The sequence below is a fragment of the Bifidobacterium aquikefiri genome, from assembly GCF_002259795.1.
Lineage (GTDB): Bacteria > Actinomycetota > Actinomycetes > Actinomycetales > Bifidobacteriaceae > Bombiscardovia > Bombiscardovia aquikefiri.
Genome location: NZ_MWXA01000005.1, coordinates 276,624 through 293,671 on the forward strand (window position 1 = coordinate 276,624; position 17,048 = coordinate 293,671).

Consider the following 17,048-nt stretch of genomic DNA (forward strand, 5'->3'; position numbering starts at 1 on the left):
CATTCATTGTGAACTCACTCAAGTATATAAACCGCGAATAGCTCAATTCGAGCCGTCCATCCCTTGCAAAAAAGGCTTTTATACTCGAATGAGTTCACAATGAACACAGGGCGACTACGTATTGGGCATGGGGCCATTGAAATTGAAACCGATTGCAGCCAACTGATCTCTTCCGTCGGGGGTGATCATCTCCATTGTCCAACGTGGTATCCAAGTCCAGTCGATTCTAAACTCTTCGACAAGCCCGGCCAGCATGCTGGCACATTCGTCTTCGAGCACATCAGTCAGCGGGCATGCAGGCGTTGTAAGCGTCATCGTAATGATCGCTCGTTGCTGATCATCAATTTCAATTTTGTAAACAAGGCCCAGATCTATCACATCAATGCCCAGTTCGGGATCAATCACCTGGTGCAGCGCTTCCTGAACATCCTTGGCCGTAGCTAGACCAATATCATTCGCTGCAATCAATGGAATATCGTGATCGCCTTCTGCAGTTTGAGCTGCAGCAGCCAAGCCATCAGGGTCATCCATGCTCGCCTTGTTCAGCAACGCCGCTCGTTCTGGGTGAGCAAGAACCTGCTGAGCCGTCTCTTTGCTGCCAACAGCCTCTTCCACCGCATCGAAAATTGAATCAGCTGGTGGGACCAAATTTGATTCGTCTGCCATCTCACTCCTTCACGTTCGAAAAAGCAGATTGCCGTTGCAACGCAAGGAAATCGCCTTCCTGCGAATCAGAGTCACTCATGTTTGCCAATGCCTGGGCTATCGAAGCCTTCAACCCGACCCAACCCAGCAATGCACATTTGATACGCATGGGATATCGCGAAACGCCTCGAAATACTATAGCATCGCCAAGATCATCTTCGACAGATTCATCGTGTATGCCGGCACCACGAGATTCCATCAATGTGTGGAAATCATCACTCAGCTTCATTGCCCTTTCCACGGTCTGATTCTCAACGAGATCCACCATGACGGACAAGCTCGCCTGAGAAATCGAACAGCCCTGGCCATCCCAGACCACTCGTTGCACCATGTGAGGTTCCTGCTGCGAAATCTCTACATGAATGGTAACCTCATCGCCGCAGGTTGGATTGAACTGATGAGATTGCGCAGCGAGGCATGCCTCGTGTTCGGCAAGCACAGACGTATCTCCCGCCGATGTCTGATTTACATGGCCATCAATATCTGCCCGCAACGACTGCGTTCTGGTATCCTCGAGAAAATGCTCCTTGCCATGTGGAGCTCTTGCAGCATCAAGGATGACTTCCTGATACATCTGTTGAAGATCGTCGTCACTCATTTCCATCGCCATGTTGCTTAGCCTACCTGCTTACCTCTCTGGTTTCCATTTTCTCTGGTATCGAAATCCGATGTTGCACTCGTATGAGCTGCCCATCTAGCGCCTGACGCTCAGCGAGCATTGAGCCTGCTAACGAACCTGGAAAAAAGAACGAATGTTCTTGACTGTTTCGACCAATAGCCGCGCCTCGTCTGCAGTGTTGTACACGCCCGTGGACGCTCTATTCGAAGCAAAGAGACCGAAATGGCGATGAACGGGTTGCGCGCAATGATGACCAACGCGTATGGCTATGCCCTGAGAATCAATGAACTGGCCCACATCATGTGGGTGAACTCCCGCGACATCGAATGCCACCGTTCCGATTCTGTGATTGCCATCGGTAGGGCCAAGAATCCTCACGCCCTCTATATCGCCAATTTTCAGCAGTTCCTGAGTGATTGAGCTCTCATGCGCGGCAACATGCTCCATACCAATGGATCGAAGCCAATCAGCCGCCACACCCGCAGCGACCACTTGGGCAACGGGCTGCGTCCCTGCTTCGAATCGTGCAGGTGGCATGCTGTATTCTGCGGGTTTATCGAGATATGCCAAATCGACCATTGAACCACCAAAACTAGCTGGCGGCAACGCTTCAAGCAATTCACGCCTGCCGTAAAGAAAGCCAACGCCAGTTGGACCATACATCTTATGAGCACTCCAAGCGGCAAAATCAACATCAAGGGCATGAAAATCCACGGGAATATGTGGCACGGATTGACATGCATCAAGGATCATCAGAGCACCCACTTCATGGGCGCGCTTCACGATCGGTGCAATGTCGGTGATTGCGCCCGTCACATTCGCAATATGGGCGATGGCTACAAGCTTTGTGCGATTGGTGATCACTTCGTCTGCTGTGTCGGAAAGCACGCGGCCCTCCTGGTCGAGGTCAAACCACCGCAGGGTTGCACCAGTGCGGTACGCAAGTTCCTGGAATGGCAACAGCACCGAATGGTGATCTGCCTTGCTCACGACGATTTCATCACCAGGTTTCAGTGCAAATCGTTTCGCCGCTGCCCCCCCACGACCAAGAGATGCGTTGGAAAATGCAGTCGCAAGCAGATTTAATGCTGCCGTTGCGCCAGCTGTCACGACGACTTCTTCGTGTCCCTCTTCACTGTGCGCACCAACGAGTCCCGCTACCTTGGCTCGCGCCTCTTCGAAGGCAACCGTGCTTCTGGCTGCCAACTCATGCGCACCTCGATGGACCCCAGCGTTGATGGTGCGATAGAACTCGGCTTCTGCATCAATCACGCATTCCGGTTTCTGGGCAGTGGCAGCAGAGTCAAGGTACACCAGAGGATGGCCGTGAATCTGCTGGTTCAGAATCGGGAACTGACTACGAATAGTAGCGAAATCAACCATACTGCCCATACACCTTGCCTTAATGTGACATTCCCGCTTTTTCAGCGGGCCTTACTTCGTGGAAACTATGCCAGAGCCGATTCTGAATCCGCACCCTGAGGAAGATAGCGGTCATAGCCAGTTTCTTCAAGCTCATCCGCCAGTTCAGGACCACCGGTCTTGACAAAGTGGCCATCAGAAAAAACGTGAACGATGTCAGGCTTGATATAGCGCAGAATTCTGGTGTAGTGGGTAACCATCAGAATGCCGAGATCGGTATTTTCCTTTGCGCGATTCACGCCTTCAGAGACGATTCGCAGAGCATCGACATCGAGACCTGAATCGGTCTCGTCCATAATCGCAAACTTTGGTTTCAGCAGCTCGAGCTGAAGCACCTCTGCACGCTTCTTCTCACCTCCGGAGAAACCTTCATTTACCGAACGCTGTGCAAATTTGGAATCCATGCGCAGACGCTTCATGGATGCATTAAGATCTTTTGTCCACTGACGGATAGCAGGAGCCTTGCCTTCAATCTCGGTCTTCGCGGTACGCAGGAAGTTGGTCATGGACACACCCGGAACCTCGACTGGGTACTGCATGGCAAGGAAGAGCCCAGCCTTGGCTCGTTCATCAGGTGTCATCTTGAGAATGTCCTGACCATCAAGCAGCGCCTGACCCGAATCGACCTCATACTTGGGGTGACCGGCGAGCGTATATGCCAAGGTGGACTTCCCCGAACCATTAGGCCCCATGATTGCATGGGTCTCACCAGAGTGAACGGTCAGATTCACACCTTTAAGAATCTGTTTCTTGCCTTCCTTCGTTTCCACGGAAGCATACAGATCTTTTATTTCCAGGGTTGCCATATCAGTTTTCCTCCAACACATGTCGCATTTGTTCGTCTTCCCCACGAGAGAGTCGTCGATCGATGACTCCCATCAGATGGTCACGGATTGCCGTAATTCCAATTTCCTCAACAAGCTCTCCAAAGAAGCCACGAACCACGAGTTTGCGTGCCTCTCGTTCGGATACGCCACGAGATTCCAGATAGAAGAGTTCCTCATCGTCAAAACGGCCGACGGAGCTTGCATGACCGGCTCCAATGATGTTGCCATTCTCAATTTCTAGGTTTGGCTCAGAATCAGCGATTGCGCCAGGGGTTAGCACCAGATTGCGGTTGAGCTCATAGGAATCAGTGACAGGAGCCGATGGCAGAATCAACGCATTGCCAACCCATGTCGAATGCGCCCCCTTGCCATCGAGGGCACCTTTATATACCACACGGGACTTGCATTCAGGGTAGTTGTGGACAACCATCGTACGATGCTCAACGTGTTCGCCAGGATCAACGAAATAGATGCCAAGCATATTCAGATCGCCCTTGTTTCCTCCGAATTCCTGATCCATGCGAATTCGGACGAAGCTTCCACCCAGTGTCACCATGGAATGACGGAGACTGGCCCCCTCGCCCACATGAATGCGGTGATTGCCTACGTGCTTGGAATCTGGAGTCCACTCCTGAACGAAAGTGGTGCTGACATGAGAATCCTTGCCTGTAGTGATTTCGACGCCCTCAGCGATGCGTGCCTGACCTTCATGCTCGATCACGATATCCGCATGGGTACGATCATCGGCGACGATTACCAGATGCAGGGCATCCATATCCAATCCGCCGCCGGTGATCTTCACCAGAACTGGCGTGGGATTCTCACCTTTGACGTGCACAACATGCGCGGTTGCCTGACTTGCCCATTCAACCGCTGAGACACGATCATTCGGTTTCAGAATGGTGCCGCTAGGCGCCTGTGTCTTGGGAACCTCGCTGACCTCGACCAGATCAGGATCGAGATTCGAGCCGTCGATGCCACTGACCTCGACTTTGGTCTTGCCACTGGGTTCAAAGACGTGGAAGAACTCATCGATACGGTCGATCGGCGTGAATCTCCAATCGTCCTGAGCCTTCGTCGGAATGCTGAACGCGTCCGGAGAAAAGGAACGGATCGCCTTGTCGGCGCTTGAAGGCATCAAAGCGGGGAATGCATAGGGATTGTTCGGGTCGCGATGGGGCATTGTTACTTCCCGTTCCCTCACCTTGGTACCAGAACCCGCCTCGGAAGTGTCCGACGCAGTTTGTCCGGGCTGTTCGACGCTGCCGGTTTGCTTTGTGTTGTCTTTCATCACCCGACCGAGCCTTCCATCTGAAGTTCAACAAGTCTATTCAATTCCAACGCATATTCCATTGGCAACTGTCGGGAGATCGGCTCGACGAAGCCGCGCACGATCATGCCCATGGCTTCTTTCTCCTCAAGTCCGCGACTCATCAGATAGAAGAGCTGATCCTCGGAGACCTTGGACACGGTTGCCTCATGCGCCATGGACACGTCATCTTCGCGAACATCCACATGCGGATAGGTATCAGAACGCGAATAGTCATCGACAAGCAATGCATCGCACACCACCGAGGAACTTGATCCCTCTGCTCCTTTGAGTATCTTGACAAGGCCTCGGTACGCGGACCGACCACCGGAACGTGAAATGGATTTAGCGACGATGGTCGAACTTGTGTGCGGCGCAAGATGAATCATCTTTGCACCCGTATCCTGATATTGTCCTTTGCCTGCAAACCCAAGTGAAAGCGTCTCACCCTTGGCATAGGGCTCAGCAAGAATGCATGCAGGGTATTTCATCGTCGCCTTTGAACCGATGTTGCCATCGACCCATTCCATCGTGCCGCCCTCACGCACATAGGCGCGTTGTGTCACCAGATTGTAGACGTTGTTTGACCAGTTCTGAACGGTCGTGTAACGCACGCGGGCATGAGGCTCAACGATGATCTCGACGATCGCCGCATGCAGCGAATCTGTCGAATAGATAGGAGCGGTGCAACCCTCGACGTAATGAACGTACGACCCTTCGTCCGCGATGATGAGTGTGCGCTCGAACTGCCCCATATTTGGCGTGTTGATGCGGAAATATGCTTGCAACGGTATGTCGACATGAACGCCCTTGGGCACGTACACGAACGACCCACCCGACCACGCTGCAGTGTTCAGTGCGCCGAACTTGTTGTCTTCGGGAGGAATCACGGTGCCGAAGTATTTCTTCACCAGATCTGGATAATCGCGTACGGCTGTGTCCGTGTCGACGAAGATGACACCTTGTTCCTTGAGATCGTCACGTATCGAGTTGTATATGACCTCAGACTCATACTGCGCCGCCACCCCGGAGACAAGACGCTTCTTCTCGGCCTCTGGTATGCCAAGACGGTCGTATGTGTTACGGATGCTATCGGGCAGGTCTTCCCAACGCTTGGCCTGCTCCTTCAACGGCTTCACATAATATTTGAAGTCCTGAGCCTTGAATCCACTCAGATCGACTCCCCAATTGGGCATAGGCTTCTCAAGAAAGGCCTTGTACCCACGCAACCGGTATTGAAGCATCCAATCAGGCTCATGCTTGTCCGCCGAAATATCGCGCACGACCTGCTCGCTGATACCCTTCTTCGCTGATTCTCCAAAGGAATCCTTGTCATGCCAACCATATTCGTAGTCGCCAAACTGGGAGATGATGTCGTCGTCCTTCTTGATCTTCTCCTCGTTGACCCGTTCCCGGTCGGCCACATACTGGCTCATCTCAACATCTTGAGATGACTGCGAAGCATTCACGGATGTTCCCGCTGCTGAACTGCTTCCAACGGTTTTGTCTGTTGCGGCACTCTCTGTCACAGTTTCATCGGCCATTCATGACCCTCCTCTCAATGCTCGCGATATTCATATACAACGCCTGACAATAATCAAGCGTGCCACGAAGCGCCAGACAAGTCTGCATGCTTCGTAAAGAGCGAAACTGAGATTGACACATTCGTGATGTTGCTCACGAAACATTCATCAATCGTTGCAGAGCTGCTGGCGCTTCAGTGAAAGAACGTACTCGTCTTGAACGTTACCCCAGAATTCGAAGCTAGCTGACTGCATCTCGAAAAGTGGGCATTGGCTCATTATTTGGCGTCGCGATGATCGATCGCGGCCTTGACGAGTCCCGCGAACAATGGGTGAGGCTTGGTTGGACGTGACTTGAATTCGGGGTGAGCCTGGGTTCCGACGTAGAACGGATGCACGGACTGTGGCAGCTCAACGAATTCGGTGAGCTCGCCGTTCGGGCTGGTTCCAGAAATATGAAGTCCGGCTTCGTTCAGGCGATCCTTATATGCAACGTTAACCTCGTAACGATGGCGATGCCGCTCGGTGACGTTGGTGGTGCCATAGAGCTTGGAGACCAGGGACTTTGGATCCAGAACGGCCGGGTACGAGCCGAGCCGCATCGTATGGCCCATATCGCCGTTGCCCTCAACGATCGACTTCTGCTCTTCCATCGTGGCTATGACAGGGTTTTCGCAATCAGGCTCAAATTCAGAGGAGTTGGCATCTTCAAGTCCGAGAACGTGACGCGAGTACTCGATGACCATCGATTGCAATCCGAGACACAGTCCCAGAGCAGGTATCTTGTTCTCCCTTGCCCAGCGGAGCGCTCCAATCTTGCCCTCGATGCCTCGAATGCCAAAACCTCCAGGAATCACGATGCCGTCCATCTGTCCGAGTGCGGCCTGTGCTCCCTCATTGGTTGCGCACACGTCGGCGGTGACCCATTTGACGTTTACCTTGGCCCAGTTGGCAAAACCACCAGCCTTGATCGCCTCGGTCACGGAGAGATATGCGTCGGGAAGATCGATGTACTTCCCAACAATCGCGATATTGACCTCGTTGCGTGGATGATGCACGCGTTCAAGCAGATCCTCCCACTCATTCCAATCCACATCATGGAAGGGCAACCCGAGCTCACGGACGACATATGCATCAAGACCTTCGGAGAAGAGAATCTTCGGAACGTCATAGATGCTAGGCGCATCGACGCAGTTCACGACACCTTCTTCGTCGACATCGCACATCAGTGAGATCTTGTCCTTGATGGACTGATTGAGCGGACGATCCGAGCGAAGCACCAGAGCATCAGGTGTAATGCCTAACTGACGAAGCATCATGACGGAATGCTGTGTTGGCTTTGTCTTGAGCTCGTGTGCAGCGGCGATGTATGGCACGAGAGAGACATGCACGAAGATGCAGTTTTCCGGACCGATATCACGGCGAACCTCTCGCGCTGCCTCAAGGAATGGCTGGGATTCAATGTCACCAACGGTTCCACCGATTTCAGTGATGATGACATCAACGTCATCAGATGCCTGAGCACGCATTCTGCTCTTGATTTCGTTGGTGATGTGAGGAATCACCTGAACGCATTGGCCAAGGTACTCACCAGCACGCTCCTTGCGAAGCACGCTCTGATAAATCTGACCGGTGGTGACATTTGCCTTCTGCGAAAGAAATACATCCAAGAATCGCTCGTAGTGCCCAATATCGAGATCTGTTTCAGCGCCGTCTTCAGTGACATACACTTCACCATGCTGGAAAGGATTCATCGTTCCAGGGTCTACGTTGATGTATGGATCAAGCTTCTGCTGAAGTACGTGGATGCCACGACTGCGAAGCAATCTTCCCAATGATGAAGCGGTAAGTCCTTTACCTAAGGAAGATACAACACCGCCGGTGACGAAAATATGTTTTGTGATGTGTTCCTGTGATGTTCCATGTTGTCTAACCATGGAACTTCAGCCTATCATCAACGAACGACGCTTTGTATTACGAGATCCGTCCTCGAACGAGCAAATTCCATCGAAAATTCGAGTTTTGTGACAATTGCAAGGCACACACTGATCAAATCGTTGATATCTCGACCGAAAATACTGGGAAAACAGATAGCTGTACTTTGCAATTGCCACAAAACTCGAATTCCTGATTATTTTTCAAGTTCGCCAATGGCTTCAAGGGCAAGTTTGTAGCCCACAAAGCCCAGACCGGTGATGGTTGATGTAGCTACCGGTGAAATGACGGAGTGTCTTCGGAAAGCTTCGCGTGAAGCGGGATTGGAGATATGCACCTCGATAAGGGGAAGATCTGCAGTGTGAAGCTGAGCTGCCGCATCGGCCAGTCCATAGCTGTAATGGGTGAAGGCAGCAGGATTAAGTATCACAGGATTGTGGTTATCAACGGCTTCGTGGATCCAATGGATTACCTCGGCTTCGTCATCGCTCTGGCGCACTTCAACACTGAAACCAAGATCGTTCGCCCATTGAGTGCACTGCCGCGCAAGCTGATGGAGATTCTGATGCCCATACACATCTGGTTCCCGCACACCGAGACGCCCAAGATTAGGCCCATTCAACACGAGAACTTTCATTTTTGCCATATCATTCCAATCATGTTCAACCACCCAAAGTTGAGTGGCATCTAACGGACGTTCATACCAGTTGCACAGGATTCATCAGGTAGATTAGCGTCAATTGCTACGAATTCTTTCGAAGGCTTCGCGCACTGCCGATTCCGGTGGATTGTCAAGATGAATCGGGTGGCCAATACGATCCAGGATCACGAAGCGCAAGGTATTGCCACGAGCTTTCTTATCGCGATGCATTAACGCGAGCACCGAAGTGAAGTCTCCACCGTCCCAATGTGTTTTGAGACCGACCGAAGAAAGAATTGAACGATGCAATTCGACAGTCCGGTCGTCTATGTATCCAAGAATGTTCGCAAGCTCAGCCGCGTACACCATGCCGACGGCGACGGCCTGACCATGGCGCCAGCGGAAGTGCTCGATCTGCTCGATTGCATGAGCGAGAGTGTGACCATAATTGAGAAACTCGCGCATGCCAGATTCCTTCAAATCGGTTGAAACATGCTTGGATTTGACGCTGACGGTGCGTTCTATAAGCTCAGCAATGACATCATGCATCTGAGGGGTAATGTTTGCACAGTCAATGGTTCGCAGTTCATCCGCATGGTCTTCCACAATGTCAAGAATGTGCGTGTCCATGATAAAACCTGACTTGACGACCTCTCCCAATCCTTCGATAAAAATATCGTTGGGAAGTGTGGAAAGGAATCGCGTGTCCGCCACAACGCCCAACGGCGTATAGAAGCTGCCAACCAGATTCTTGCCCTCAGGAATATTGACTCCGGTCTTGCCTCCGGTAGAGGCATCAACCATGGCAAGAAGCGAGGTCGGGCAATTCACATAGGCAATGCCCCGCATCCAAGTTGCTGCAACAAAGCCAGCGACATCAGTCGCGGCACCGCCTCCAAGACCAACTACCGCATCCGAACGGGTAAATCCCTCATCGGCCAGCCGCTTCCATATACCGTTGGCGACCTGTACTGTCTTGCCTGCCTCCGCATCGGGAATGCTGATATCCAACACCTGGTAACCCCAGGTTCGCAACTGTGCCCTCGCTGCATCACTGTGACGCTGCACAGGAGCAGTGTGAATCAGCGCAACCCGCACGGGTGTGCTACCCAACAAGGCGTGTACGTGTTCCAGCACACCATCACCAATGAGAACGTCATATGGATCGGTTCCGGAAACGTGCACAATCCGCTCTTGCATGGCATTGATCAATTTATGTGCTCCCACTGAAGGCGCCGCTCTGTGAGTGCTAATCACAATGTTTGCCAACTGTTCAAAAACAGGTCTACGCTCATCATAGAGCCTGAGCCATGTTCCACGCGCATCGCCCGACAATAATGGTCTATTCTGCGAGCGTAAGGCGCGCTCCATCATCTCTTCGGGATCTGCATCCAGATAGGCGATCAGGCCACCATTGTCACGATATCGCTCCAACGCTTGACGGGTACGCCTCTGCATCGGCGCTCCCCCTCCGAGCGAAAGTATACCTTCGTGATCAAGTAGGGCGTTGACTATCAGATCGCACTCTATGCCTCTGAATTCATCCTCACCAAGATCCTCAAAGATGGCGGGGATACTCGTACCCTCCTGCCGCTCGATTGCAACATCAGAGTCCATGAAGGGTAGTTTCAGAAGATGGGATACCTCCTTGCCTATACGGGTTTTTCCAGCCCCAGGCATACCGATGATTACGACGCGAGGCCCTCTGTGTTTCCTCTTCGACTTGAAACTATCGTCCACATTGCTTTCGTTCATTTGATGCATTCTCTTCCCCACTGCCCAGCAAATTCAAGTAATGTGTTATCGATCACTGCAAGTGTTCCGGCCAGGACTTGAGATAATTCTGCGCATTGCGCTTCGTTTCCTCAAGTGAATCACCGCCGAATTTCTCAATCACGAAACGGGCCAGTGTAAGCTTCATCATGGCTTCCCCGACAACCGCAGCAGCGGGAACCGCTGTCGTATCAGATCGCTGATGTATGGCGGTCGCCTCTTCACCAGTTGAGACGTCGACGGTACGCAGCGCACGTGGCAGCGATGAAATCGGTTTCATGGCGGCACGAACCCGAATGGGTTCACCATTCGACATGCTGCCTTCAAGTCCTCCAGCGCGATTGGAAAGTCTGGAAATATGGCCATCGCTCTCAACGATTTCATCATGTGCTTCAGAGCCAAAACGCATCGCCTCTTGGAAACCATCGCCAATTTCGATTCCCTTGATCGCCTGAATGCTCATGAACGCAGATGCGAGCGCAGCATCGAGTCTTCTATCGGATTCAACGTAGGTGCCGAGTCCTGCAGGAACGTTATATGCGACAACTTCTATGACGCCGCCAAGGGTGTCTCCTTGCCTGTGCGCCTCATCAATGCGTGCAACCATGCGCTCCTCTGCCTGCTTGTCAAGTGTACGAACAGGAGACTCGTCGATGGCATCCCTGTCTTCCGGTCTTGGCAATGGGGCATGTTCGTCGACACCGACACCGCCCATCAACACAACCTGAGAAACCACTTCGATGCCAAGCACCTGCTTCAGGAAGTTCCCGGCAACCGCACCCAAAGCTACACGCGAGGCCGTCTCCCGAGCACTGGAACGCTCGAGAACCTGGCGCGCATCGGTAAAGCCATACTTGCGCATACCGGTAAGGTCCGCATGACCGGGACGGGGTCTGCTCAGCGGAGCATTCCGGCTGGAGTTGCGAATCTGTGTACCTTCTGGAAGCGGGTCCGCACTCATGACTTCAACCCATTTTGGCCATTCAGTGTTGGCAATTTCTATGGAAATCGGTGAGCCCAGTGTACTTCCGTGCCGAACACCGGTCAGCATGCGAACGCGGTCACGTTCGAACTTCATGCGAGCGCCACGTCCGTAGCCAAGGCGTCGCCGAGCCAATGCGTCAGATATCTCGTCCGACGTGATCCGTATTCCGGCCGGAAGACCTTCGATCATCGCAACCAAGGCTTCTCCGTGCGACTCCCCTGCCGTTTGCCAACGCAACATGCTTGCTCCTTTGATGTTCTTGAGGTACTCCGGTATATCTTACGGAATGCCCTACCTTGTGTTGCTTCCCAGTCTTATAGTAGGCCTTGCTGTGAGCGTGCACGATGTTCAATGCCGACGAATACCACGACTGTGGATCCTGTGCGGTTTTCTTGCGCAATTGCTAGCCTATGCGATTTGGATGATTCAGGGCGGCAGCATGGCTGTAATCGTAGAGGCACTTCTGATTTCCCTGCTGAGTGCGCTGGTTCAGTTGCTGCTTGCATTGCTTCGCCCTGGCGCTCTTGGATTCGGCGATGTCACGTGCACACTGCTGATTGGGCTGGCAGTTGGTTCGCAGGGAATCTTCCGGTCTGCGCTCTGGTGGCTGATCATGGGATTGCTTGGCTGCTGCTGTCTTGTCTGGGCGCATATGCGCGGTTTGGATTCCATTGCCTATGCACCGGTCATCGTGTCATCAGGATTGATTGCCACGGTGCTGAATTTCTGACCAAGAGCTGCTTTACTCAGCCGTTTTTCTCTTCCCAGTCCTTGTATTCGTTGACATATTGCTGGAATTGTGCGGCATCGTTGGTGAATTTCGTTTCACCGGTATCAAGGTTTACCGTCACGAAGTAGATCCAATTCCCTGATTCTGGGTTGAGCGCCGCCTTGATTGCATTATCGCCAGGAATTGATATCGGCGTTGGAGGAAGTCCCTTATGAATTCGCGAATTGTATAGGTTCGAAGCGTCCTCGAGCATCTTGGTGGTCAGCTCCGAAGCAGAGACTCCCTCACCGTATGCAATCGTCGAGTCCATGCCAAGAGGCATGTCCTGGGCCAATCGATTGTCAATCACTCGTGAGACCTTGCCGTAATATTGTTCCTGATTGACCTCAGCCTCGGCTATGGACGCGATTTTCAATACATCCTCGCGCTTGCTGCCAGTGGGAACCCCGAGTTCATCGAGATGGCTGATGCGTCTGTTGACAAGATCGGAGACAATGGTCTTGGCTGAGCCTGCATCCTTGACGTTGTAGCTCCCCGGTTCAAGCCAGCCCTCAAAGCTCCCGTTCGCCTCGGCAGGGAGGATTCCCGCTCCCTTGTCATTGATCAGCGCAGTAAAGTCCTTCAATGGCAGACCGGACATATTCGAAGCCTTTTTGAAGGTATCGGATGCCTTGTCTCCAGCCTTGACTTCCAAGAATCCGCCTGCCTTCGACTGGTCGGTAAGAATGGTCAGAACATCAGCCGCCTTCATGCGAAGCTTCAACGTGAAGGTACCGGGATAAATTGTACTCTGTGCACCAGTTGCTGCCACTGCCTGAGTGAACGCCGCCTTTGATTTGATGATGCCTGCCTTGACAAGTCCCGCTGCAACGGTATCGGCACTATCGCCGTCATTTACGGTGAAATCGACGACAACCCTACCAGGCCCCGGATAGTCTGCAGCGTACTCACGCGAATTCTCGATCTGTGGAGCCAAATTCCTGACTTTCAACGTCACAAAGATTGCGGCTACAGCTATCACAATTACTATTGAAATCGCGAGAATGATTGAAATAAGCCTGCGCTGTTTGACACGACTGCGTTTGCGGCGCATGTCCTTACGCGATTTCGGCGGCTTTGGCGGTTGAGCGACGAACAGCGAATTCTCAAAGGCATCATCCTCGTCGAAATCATCACGCTCTTCGGCGATGTCATTATTCAGAGACGATTGACCACTGCTGGAAACCTGAGCATCACCTGAAACGTCATTGTTCCCTGAATCATCGCTACCCCCTGAATTCTCGTCATCATGAGAAAGGTCAGCGCCGCCGGTCTGCGTTATTCGTTTGTCTGTGTCATCAGAGAAAAAATCCTCAAATTTCTGATTCACGCGTTACTCCTTGTTGGCGGAGGGCAGATTTGGCATCGATCGCTGATTGCAAGATCACCACTGCTGACTGCTGGTCTACTTTCGGACGGTGGGCGCGGCTACTCACATGTGCATCCAAAAGCATTGCATGCGCGGTTACAGTAGTTAACCGTTCATCAGAAAGTGTGATCACCGGCACCTCATCCAAGGCAAAATCGTCATCATGCCTCAATGATTCTATTCTCGCACGGATTGACTTGACCCAGCGCATGGCCTTCTTTGCACTTTTTCCAGGCTTGCCATCGAGCAGCAGCGGATATCCGACGATTACACGTGCAACGTGATTGTCTTCGATGATCTGGATAACCCGCTCAATGGCTTCAAAACTGTCACGCTGGACTTCAACGTTACCTGCCGGGTGAGCAAAGCTCACCTCTAGATCTGATAACGCGAGTCCAACGCGAGCATTGCCCAAATCGACGCCTAACCATACGGTATTCGTCATGGATCAGGCTCTCATTGCCTCGTTTTGCAACTGCTCAAGAGCGTTGTCGATCGCAGTGGCATCCTGACCACCGCCCTGAGCAAAGTCGGGCTTGCCACCGCCACCGCCACCAAGAACCTTCGAAGCGCCGCGCACAAGATCACCCGCCTTGATTCCCAAATCTCGGGCAGCCTGATTGGTGGCAACCACGATAATCGGTCGACCTGCATCATTCACACCTGCAAGTGCCACAACCGAAGCCTTGTCTTCACCAAGTCTCGCGCGAATGTCCGTTGCAGTCTTGCGCAAAGTTTCCACAGTGCCGAAGTGACCGACGTTCTTCACCGCCAATTGTACAGATGCGGGCGATTGCCTTGCAGATGAAACAAGTTCAGGAACCGCTTGCGCCAGCTGCGCCTCATACATCGCTGAAAGTCTACGATCGGATTCCTTCAGCTTGGCAAGCAGGGTACTGATACGATCCTGAAGTTCGTCCGGACGCGCATTCAACCTATCCGAGAGCTGCGAAACAAGGGCATGCTCGCGTGCATTGTACTGGTATGCACCCTGCGCAACCAAAGCATCGACACGGCGAACTCCCGTACCGACAGAAGCTTCGGAAATGATTGAAAGCGAGCCAATCTTGCCAACATGATCGACGTGTGTGCCGCCGCAAAGCTCACGGCTCCAACCATCCTGCCCGATGGACACGACCCTGACCACATCGCCATACTTCTCCCCGAACAGATGCATTGCTCCCAGAGCAATGGCATCGTCAAACTTCATCTCTGTTGTTGTCACGGCAAGATTCTCACGCATGCGTTCGTTCACACGAGCCTCGACCTCTTCCATGGCGTTTCTGCTCGGAGCGGCAGACCACTGGAAATCGAAGCGAAGCCTATTCGGAGCATCCTCGGAACCGCGCTGCGTTGCGCGTGGTCCCAGCTCTTCTCTCAGAGCCTTGTGAACCATATGCGTAGCGGTATGGGAGCGAGCGATCGCGCCACGGCGTTCGATATCGATTGTGGCAGTGACCTCGGCTCCAATACTCAGCGTTCCCTCTGTCAGACGGCACTGATGCACGGTCAGACCCTTGACGGGATGCTGGACGTCATCAACTTCGAGCACCGCACCATCATCGGCAAGAATCTCACCCTGATCAGCCAGCTGTCCGCCTGCCTCTGCGTAGAATGGAGTGCGATCCAGAATTACTTCAACGGTTGCAGGTGCCTTGACAACAGGGACACCGCCCTTGCCCTCTTCAATAAGACCAATGACACGCGAACGGCTTGAGAAATCGGTATACCCAAGGAACGAAATTGGCTGAGTCAAGGTCTTCTTGAAGTCGTCATATACACTCAAGTCAACGTTGTGGCGCTTCTTCAACGCATCGGCGCGTGCACGTGACTTCTGCTCGGCCATGAGTTCGCGGAACTTGGGCTCGTCAACCTTGACACCCTGCTCGGCAGCCATTTCCAAAGTCAGCTCGATAGGGAATCCATAGGTATCATGCAGAGTGAATGCGTCCTGTCCGCTTACCACGCCACCGTCGGTGGAGTCCTCGACCCGCTTGGCCTTCTTAACCGCGACATCAAGAATGGACGTTCCATTATCCAAGGTGCGACGGAACGCATCTTCCTCGCCATAGGCCACTTCAGATATTTCTTTGAAGCGGTCGTTGAGCTCTGGATAGCTCGGAGCCATCGCCGCCTTGGAAACTGGCAGCAGATCAGGCAGAACCTCATCCTGCACACCGAGCGTACGCATGGAGCGAACCGAACGGCGAAGCAGGCGGCGAAGTACATAGCCACGGCCTTCGTTGCTGGGACGCACACCATCACTCATGATCATCAAAGCGCTGCGAACATGGTCGGCTACCACTCGGAAACGCACGTCATCCTCTTCATTGTCGCCATAGCTGCGTCCGGAGACACGCTCGGCAGCCTCAATGACCGGATAGACCTCGTCGGTTTCGTAGATGTTGTTCTTGCCCTGCATCAGATACGCCAGACGCTCAAGGCCGGCACCGGTATCAATGTTCTTATGCTGCAGTTCGCCGACAATGTGAAGATCGGTCTTGGACTTTACATTGTCAACCTCGTAATTTTCGAACACGAGGTCCCAAATTTCGATATAGCGACTTTCGTCAGCAGCGGGGCCACCCTCGATGCCATACTGCGGTCCACGATCCACATAGATCTCCGAGCACGGTCCACCAGGACCAGGACCACCGGTAGTCCAGAAGTTGTCTTCCATGCCCATGATCTGCATGTGGGCAGGATCCATGCCCTCATTACGCCACAAAGATCGAGCTTCCTCATCATCGGTATAGGTGGTCACCCAAAGCGTTTCAGGGTCGAATCCATACCCGCCCTTGTTCTGCGGTGTTGTCAGGAGTTCCCACGCGTAATGAATGGCTTCTGCCTTGAAATAATCACCGAAGGAGAAGTTTCCCAACATCTGGAAGAAAGTCCCGTGACGAGTGGTCTTACCTACCTCGTCAATGTCGAGAGTTCGTACACACTTCTGGTTGCTGGCCATTCTGTGGCTCGGAGGAGTCTGTTCACCAAGAAGATAGGGAATGAAGGGAACCATTCCAGCTATCGTGAAAAGTGTTGTTGGGTTTGGCGATATCAATGATGCCGATGGCACCACCATATGACCATGATTGGCGAAATAATCCAAATAGCGCTTCGCTATGACTGAAGTGCGCATACTAACTGTTGACTCCTTATAAATACATGGTTA

At 52.7% G+C, this 17,048-nt stretch carries 14 protein-coding genes; 1 reads left to right on the forward strand and 13 read right to left on the reverse strand.

Annotated elements, in window-relative coordinates:
* Nucleotides 1–114: 114 nt before the first annotated feature.
* From BAQU_RS05090 to aroC, 10 genes are all read right to left on the reverse strand, one after another.
* Nucleotides 115–666: a metal-sulfur cluster assembly factor gene (locus BAQU_RS05090; RefSeq protein ID WP_094693318.1), complete on the reverse strand. Its 552-nt coding sequence runs from the start codon at nucleotides 664–666 to the stop codon at nucleotides 115–117.
* A 1-nt stretch (nucleotide 667) separates the two neighbouring features.
* Nucleotides 668–1,303: a Fe-S cluster assembly sulfur transfer protein SufU gene (gene sufU / locus BAQU_RS05095; protein WP_094693976.1), complete on the reverse strand. Its 636-nt coding sequence runs from the start codon at nucleotides 1,301–1,303 to the stop codon at nucleotides 668–670.
* A gap of 129 nt (nucleotides 1,304–1,432) precedes the next feature.
* Complete coding sequence (locus tag BAQU_RS05100) at nucleotides 1,433–2,707, reverse strand: SufS family cysteine desulfurase (protein WP_094693978.1); 1,275 nt, start codon at nucleotides 2,705–2,707, stop codon at nucleotides 1,433–1,435.
* A gap of 65 nt (nucleotides 2,708–2,772) precedes the next feature.
* The gene (gene sufC, locus BAQU_RS05105) at nucleotides 2,773–3,552 is read right to left on the reverse strand and encodes a Fe-S cluster assembly ATPase SufC (protein WP_094693320.1); all 780 of its coding nucleotides are present in this window, start codon (nucleotides 3,550–3,552) and stop codon (nucleotides 2,773–2,775) included.
* Nucleotide 3,553: 1 nt separating this feature from the next.
* Nucleotides 3,554–4,756, reverse strand: coding sequence for a Fe-S cluster assembly protein SufD (sufD, locus tag BAQU_RS05110; protein ID WP_244568466.1), 1,203 nt, complete (start codon nucleotides 4,754–4,756; stop codon nucleotides 3,554–3,556).
* A gap of 107 nt (nucleotides 4,757–4,863) precedes the next feature.
* A complete protein-coding gene (gene sufB / locus BAQU_RS05115) occupies nucleotides 4,864–6,318 on the reverse strand; it encodes a Fe-S cluster assembly protein SufB (RefSeq protein ID WP_094693980.1) in 1,455 nt (484 codons plus the stop codon).
* Between the two features lie 365 nt (nucleotides 6,319–6,683).
* Nucleotides 6,684–8,342 carry a CTP synthase gene (locus BAQU_RS05120; protein ID WP_094693324.1) on the reverse strand — a complete coding sequence of 553 codons (1,659 nt, stop codon included), beginning with the start codon at nucleotides 8,340–8,342 and terminating at the stop codon, nucleotides 6,684–6,686.
* Nucleotides 8,343–8,536: 194 nt separating this feature from the next.
* Nucleotides 8,537–8,986, reverse strand: coding sequence for a type II 3-dehydroquinate dehydratase (gene aroQ / locus BAQU_RS05125; protein WP_094693326.1), 450 nt, complete (start codon nucleotides 8,984–8,986; stop codon nucleotides 8,537–8,539).
* 90 nt (nucleotides 8,987–9,076) lie between these two features.
* Nucleotides 9,077–10,735: a bifunctional shikimate kinase/3-dehydroquinate synthase gene (locus tag BAQU_RS05130; RefSeq protein ID WP_094693982.1), complete on the reverse strand. Its 1,659-nt coding sequence runs from the start codon at nucleotides 10,733–10,735 to the stop codon at nucleotides 9,077–9,079.
* Between the two features lie 52 nt (nucleotides 10,736–10,787).
* Nucleotides 10,788–11,978 (reverse strand): chorismate synthase, encoded by a 1,191-nt coding sequence (gene aroC, locus BAQU_RS05135; RefSeq protein ID WP_094693328.1) that lies wholly within the window; start codon nucleotides 11,976–11,978, stop codon nucleotides 10,788–10,790.
* A 199-nt stretch (nucleotides 11,979–12,177) separates the two neighbouring features.
* On the opposite strand from aroC, the gene BAQU_RS05140 reads away from it, so the two are divergent.
* Nucleotides 12,178–12,468, forward strand: a complete 291-nt coding sequence (locus BAQU_RS05140; protein WP_244568435.1) for a peptidase A24 — start codon at nucleotides 12,178–12,180, stop codon at nucleotides 12,466–12,468.
* A gap of 16 nt (nucleotides 12,469–12,484) precedes the next feature.
* Here the strand turns inward: BAQU_RS05140 and mltG are convergent, their stop codons facing one another.
* From mltG to alaS, 3 genes are all read right to left on the reverse strand, one after another.
* Complete coding sequence (gene mltG / locus BAQU_RS05145; RefSeq protein WP_415447746.1) at nucleotides 12,485–13,657, reverse strand: endolytic transglycosylase MltG; 1,173 nt, start codon at nucleotides 13,655–13,657, stop codon at nucleotides 12,485–12,487.
* A gap of 163 nt (nucleotides 13,658–13,820) precedes the next feature.
* Nucleotides 13,821–14,321 carry a Holliday junction resolvase RuvX gene (gene ruvX, locus BAQU_RS05150; RefSeq protein WP_094693332.1) on the reverse strand — a complete coding sequence of 167 codons (501 nt, stop codon included), beginning with the start codon at nucleotides 14,319–14,321 and terminating at the stop codon, nucleotides 13,821–13,823.
* Between the two features lie 3 nt (nucleotides 14,322–14,324).
* Nucleotides 14,325–17,015 (reverse strand): alanine--tRNA ligase, encoded by a 2,691-nt coding sequence (gene alaS / locus BAQU_RS05155; protein WP_094693334.1) that lies wholly within the window; start codon nucleotides 17,013–17,015, stop codon nucleotides 14,325–14,327.
* Nucleotides 17,016–17,048: the final 33 nt, after the last annotated feature.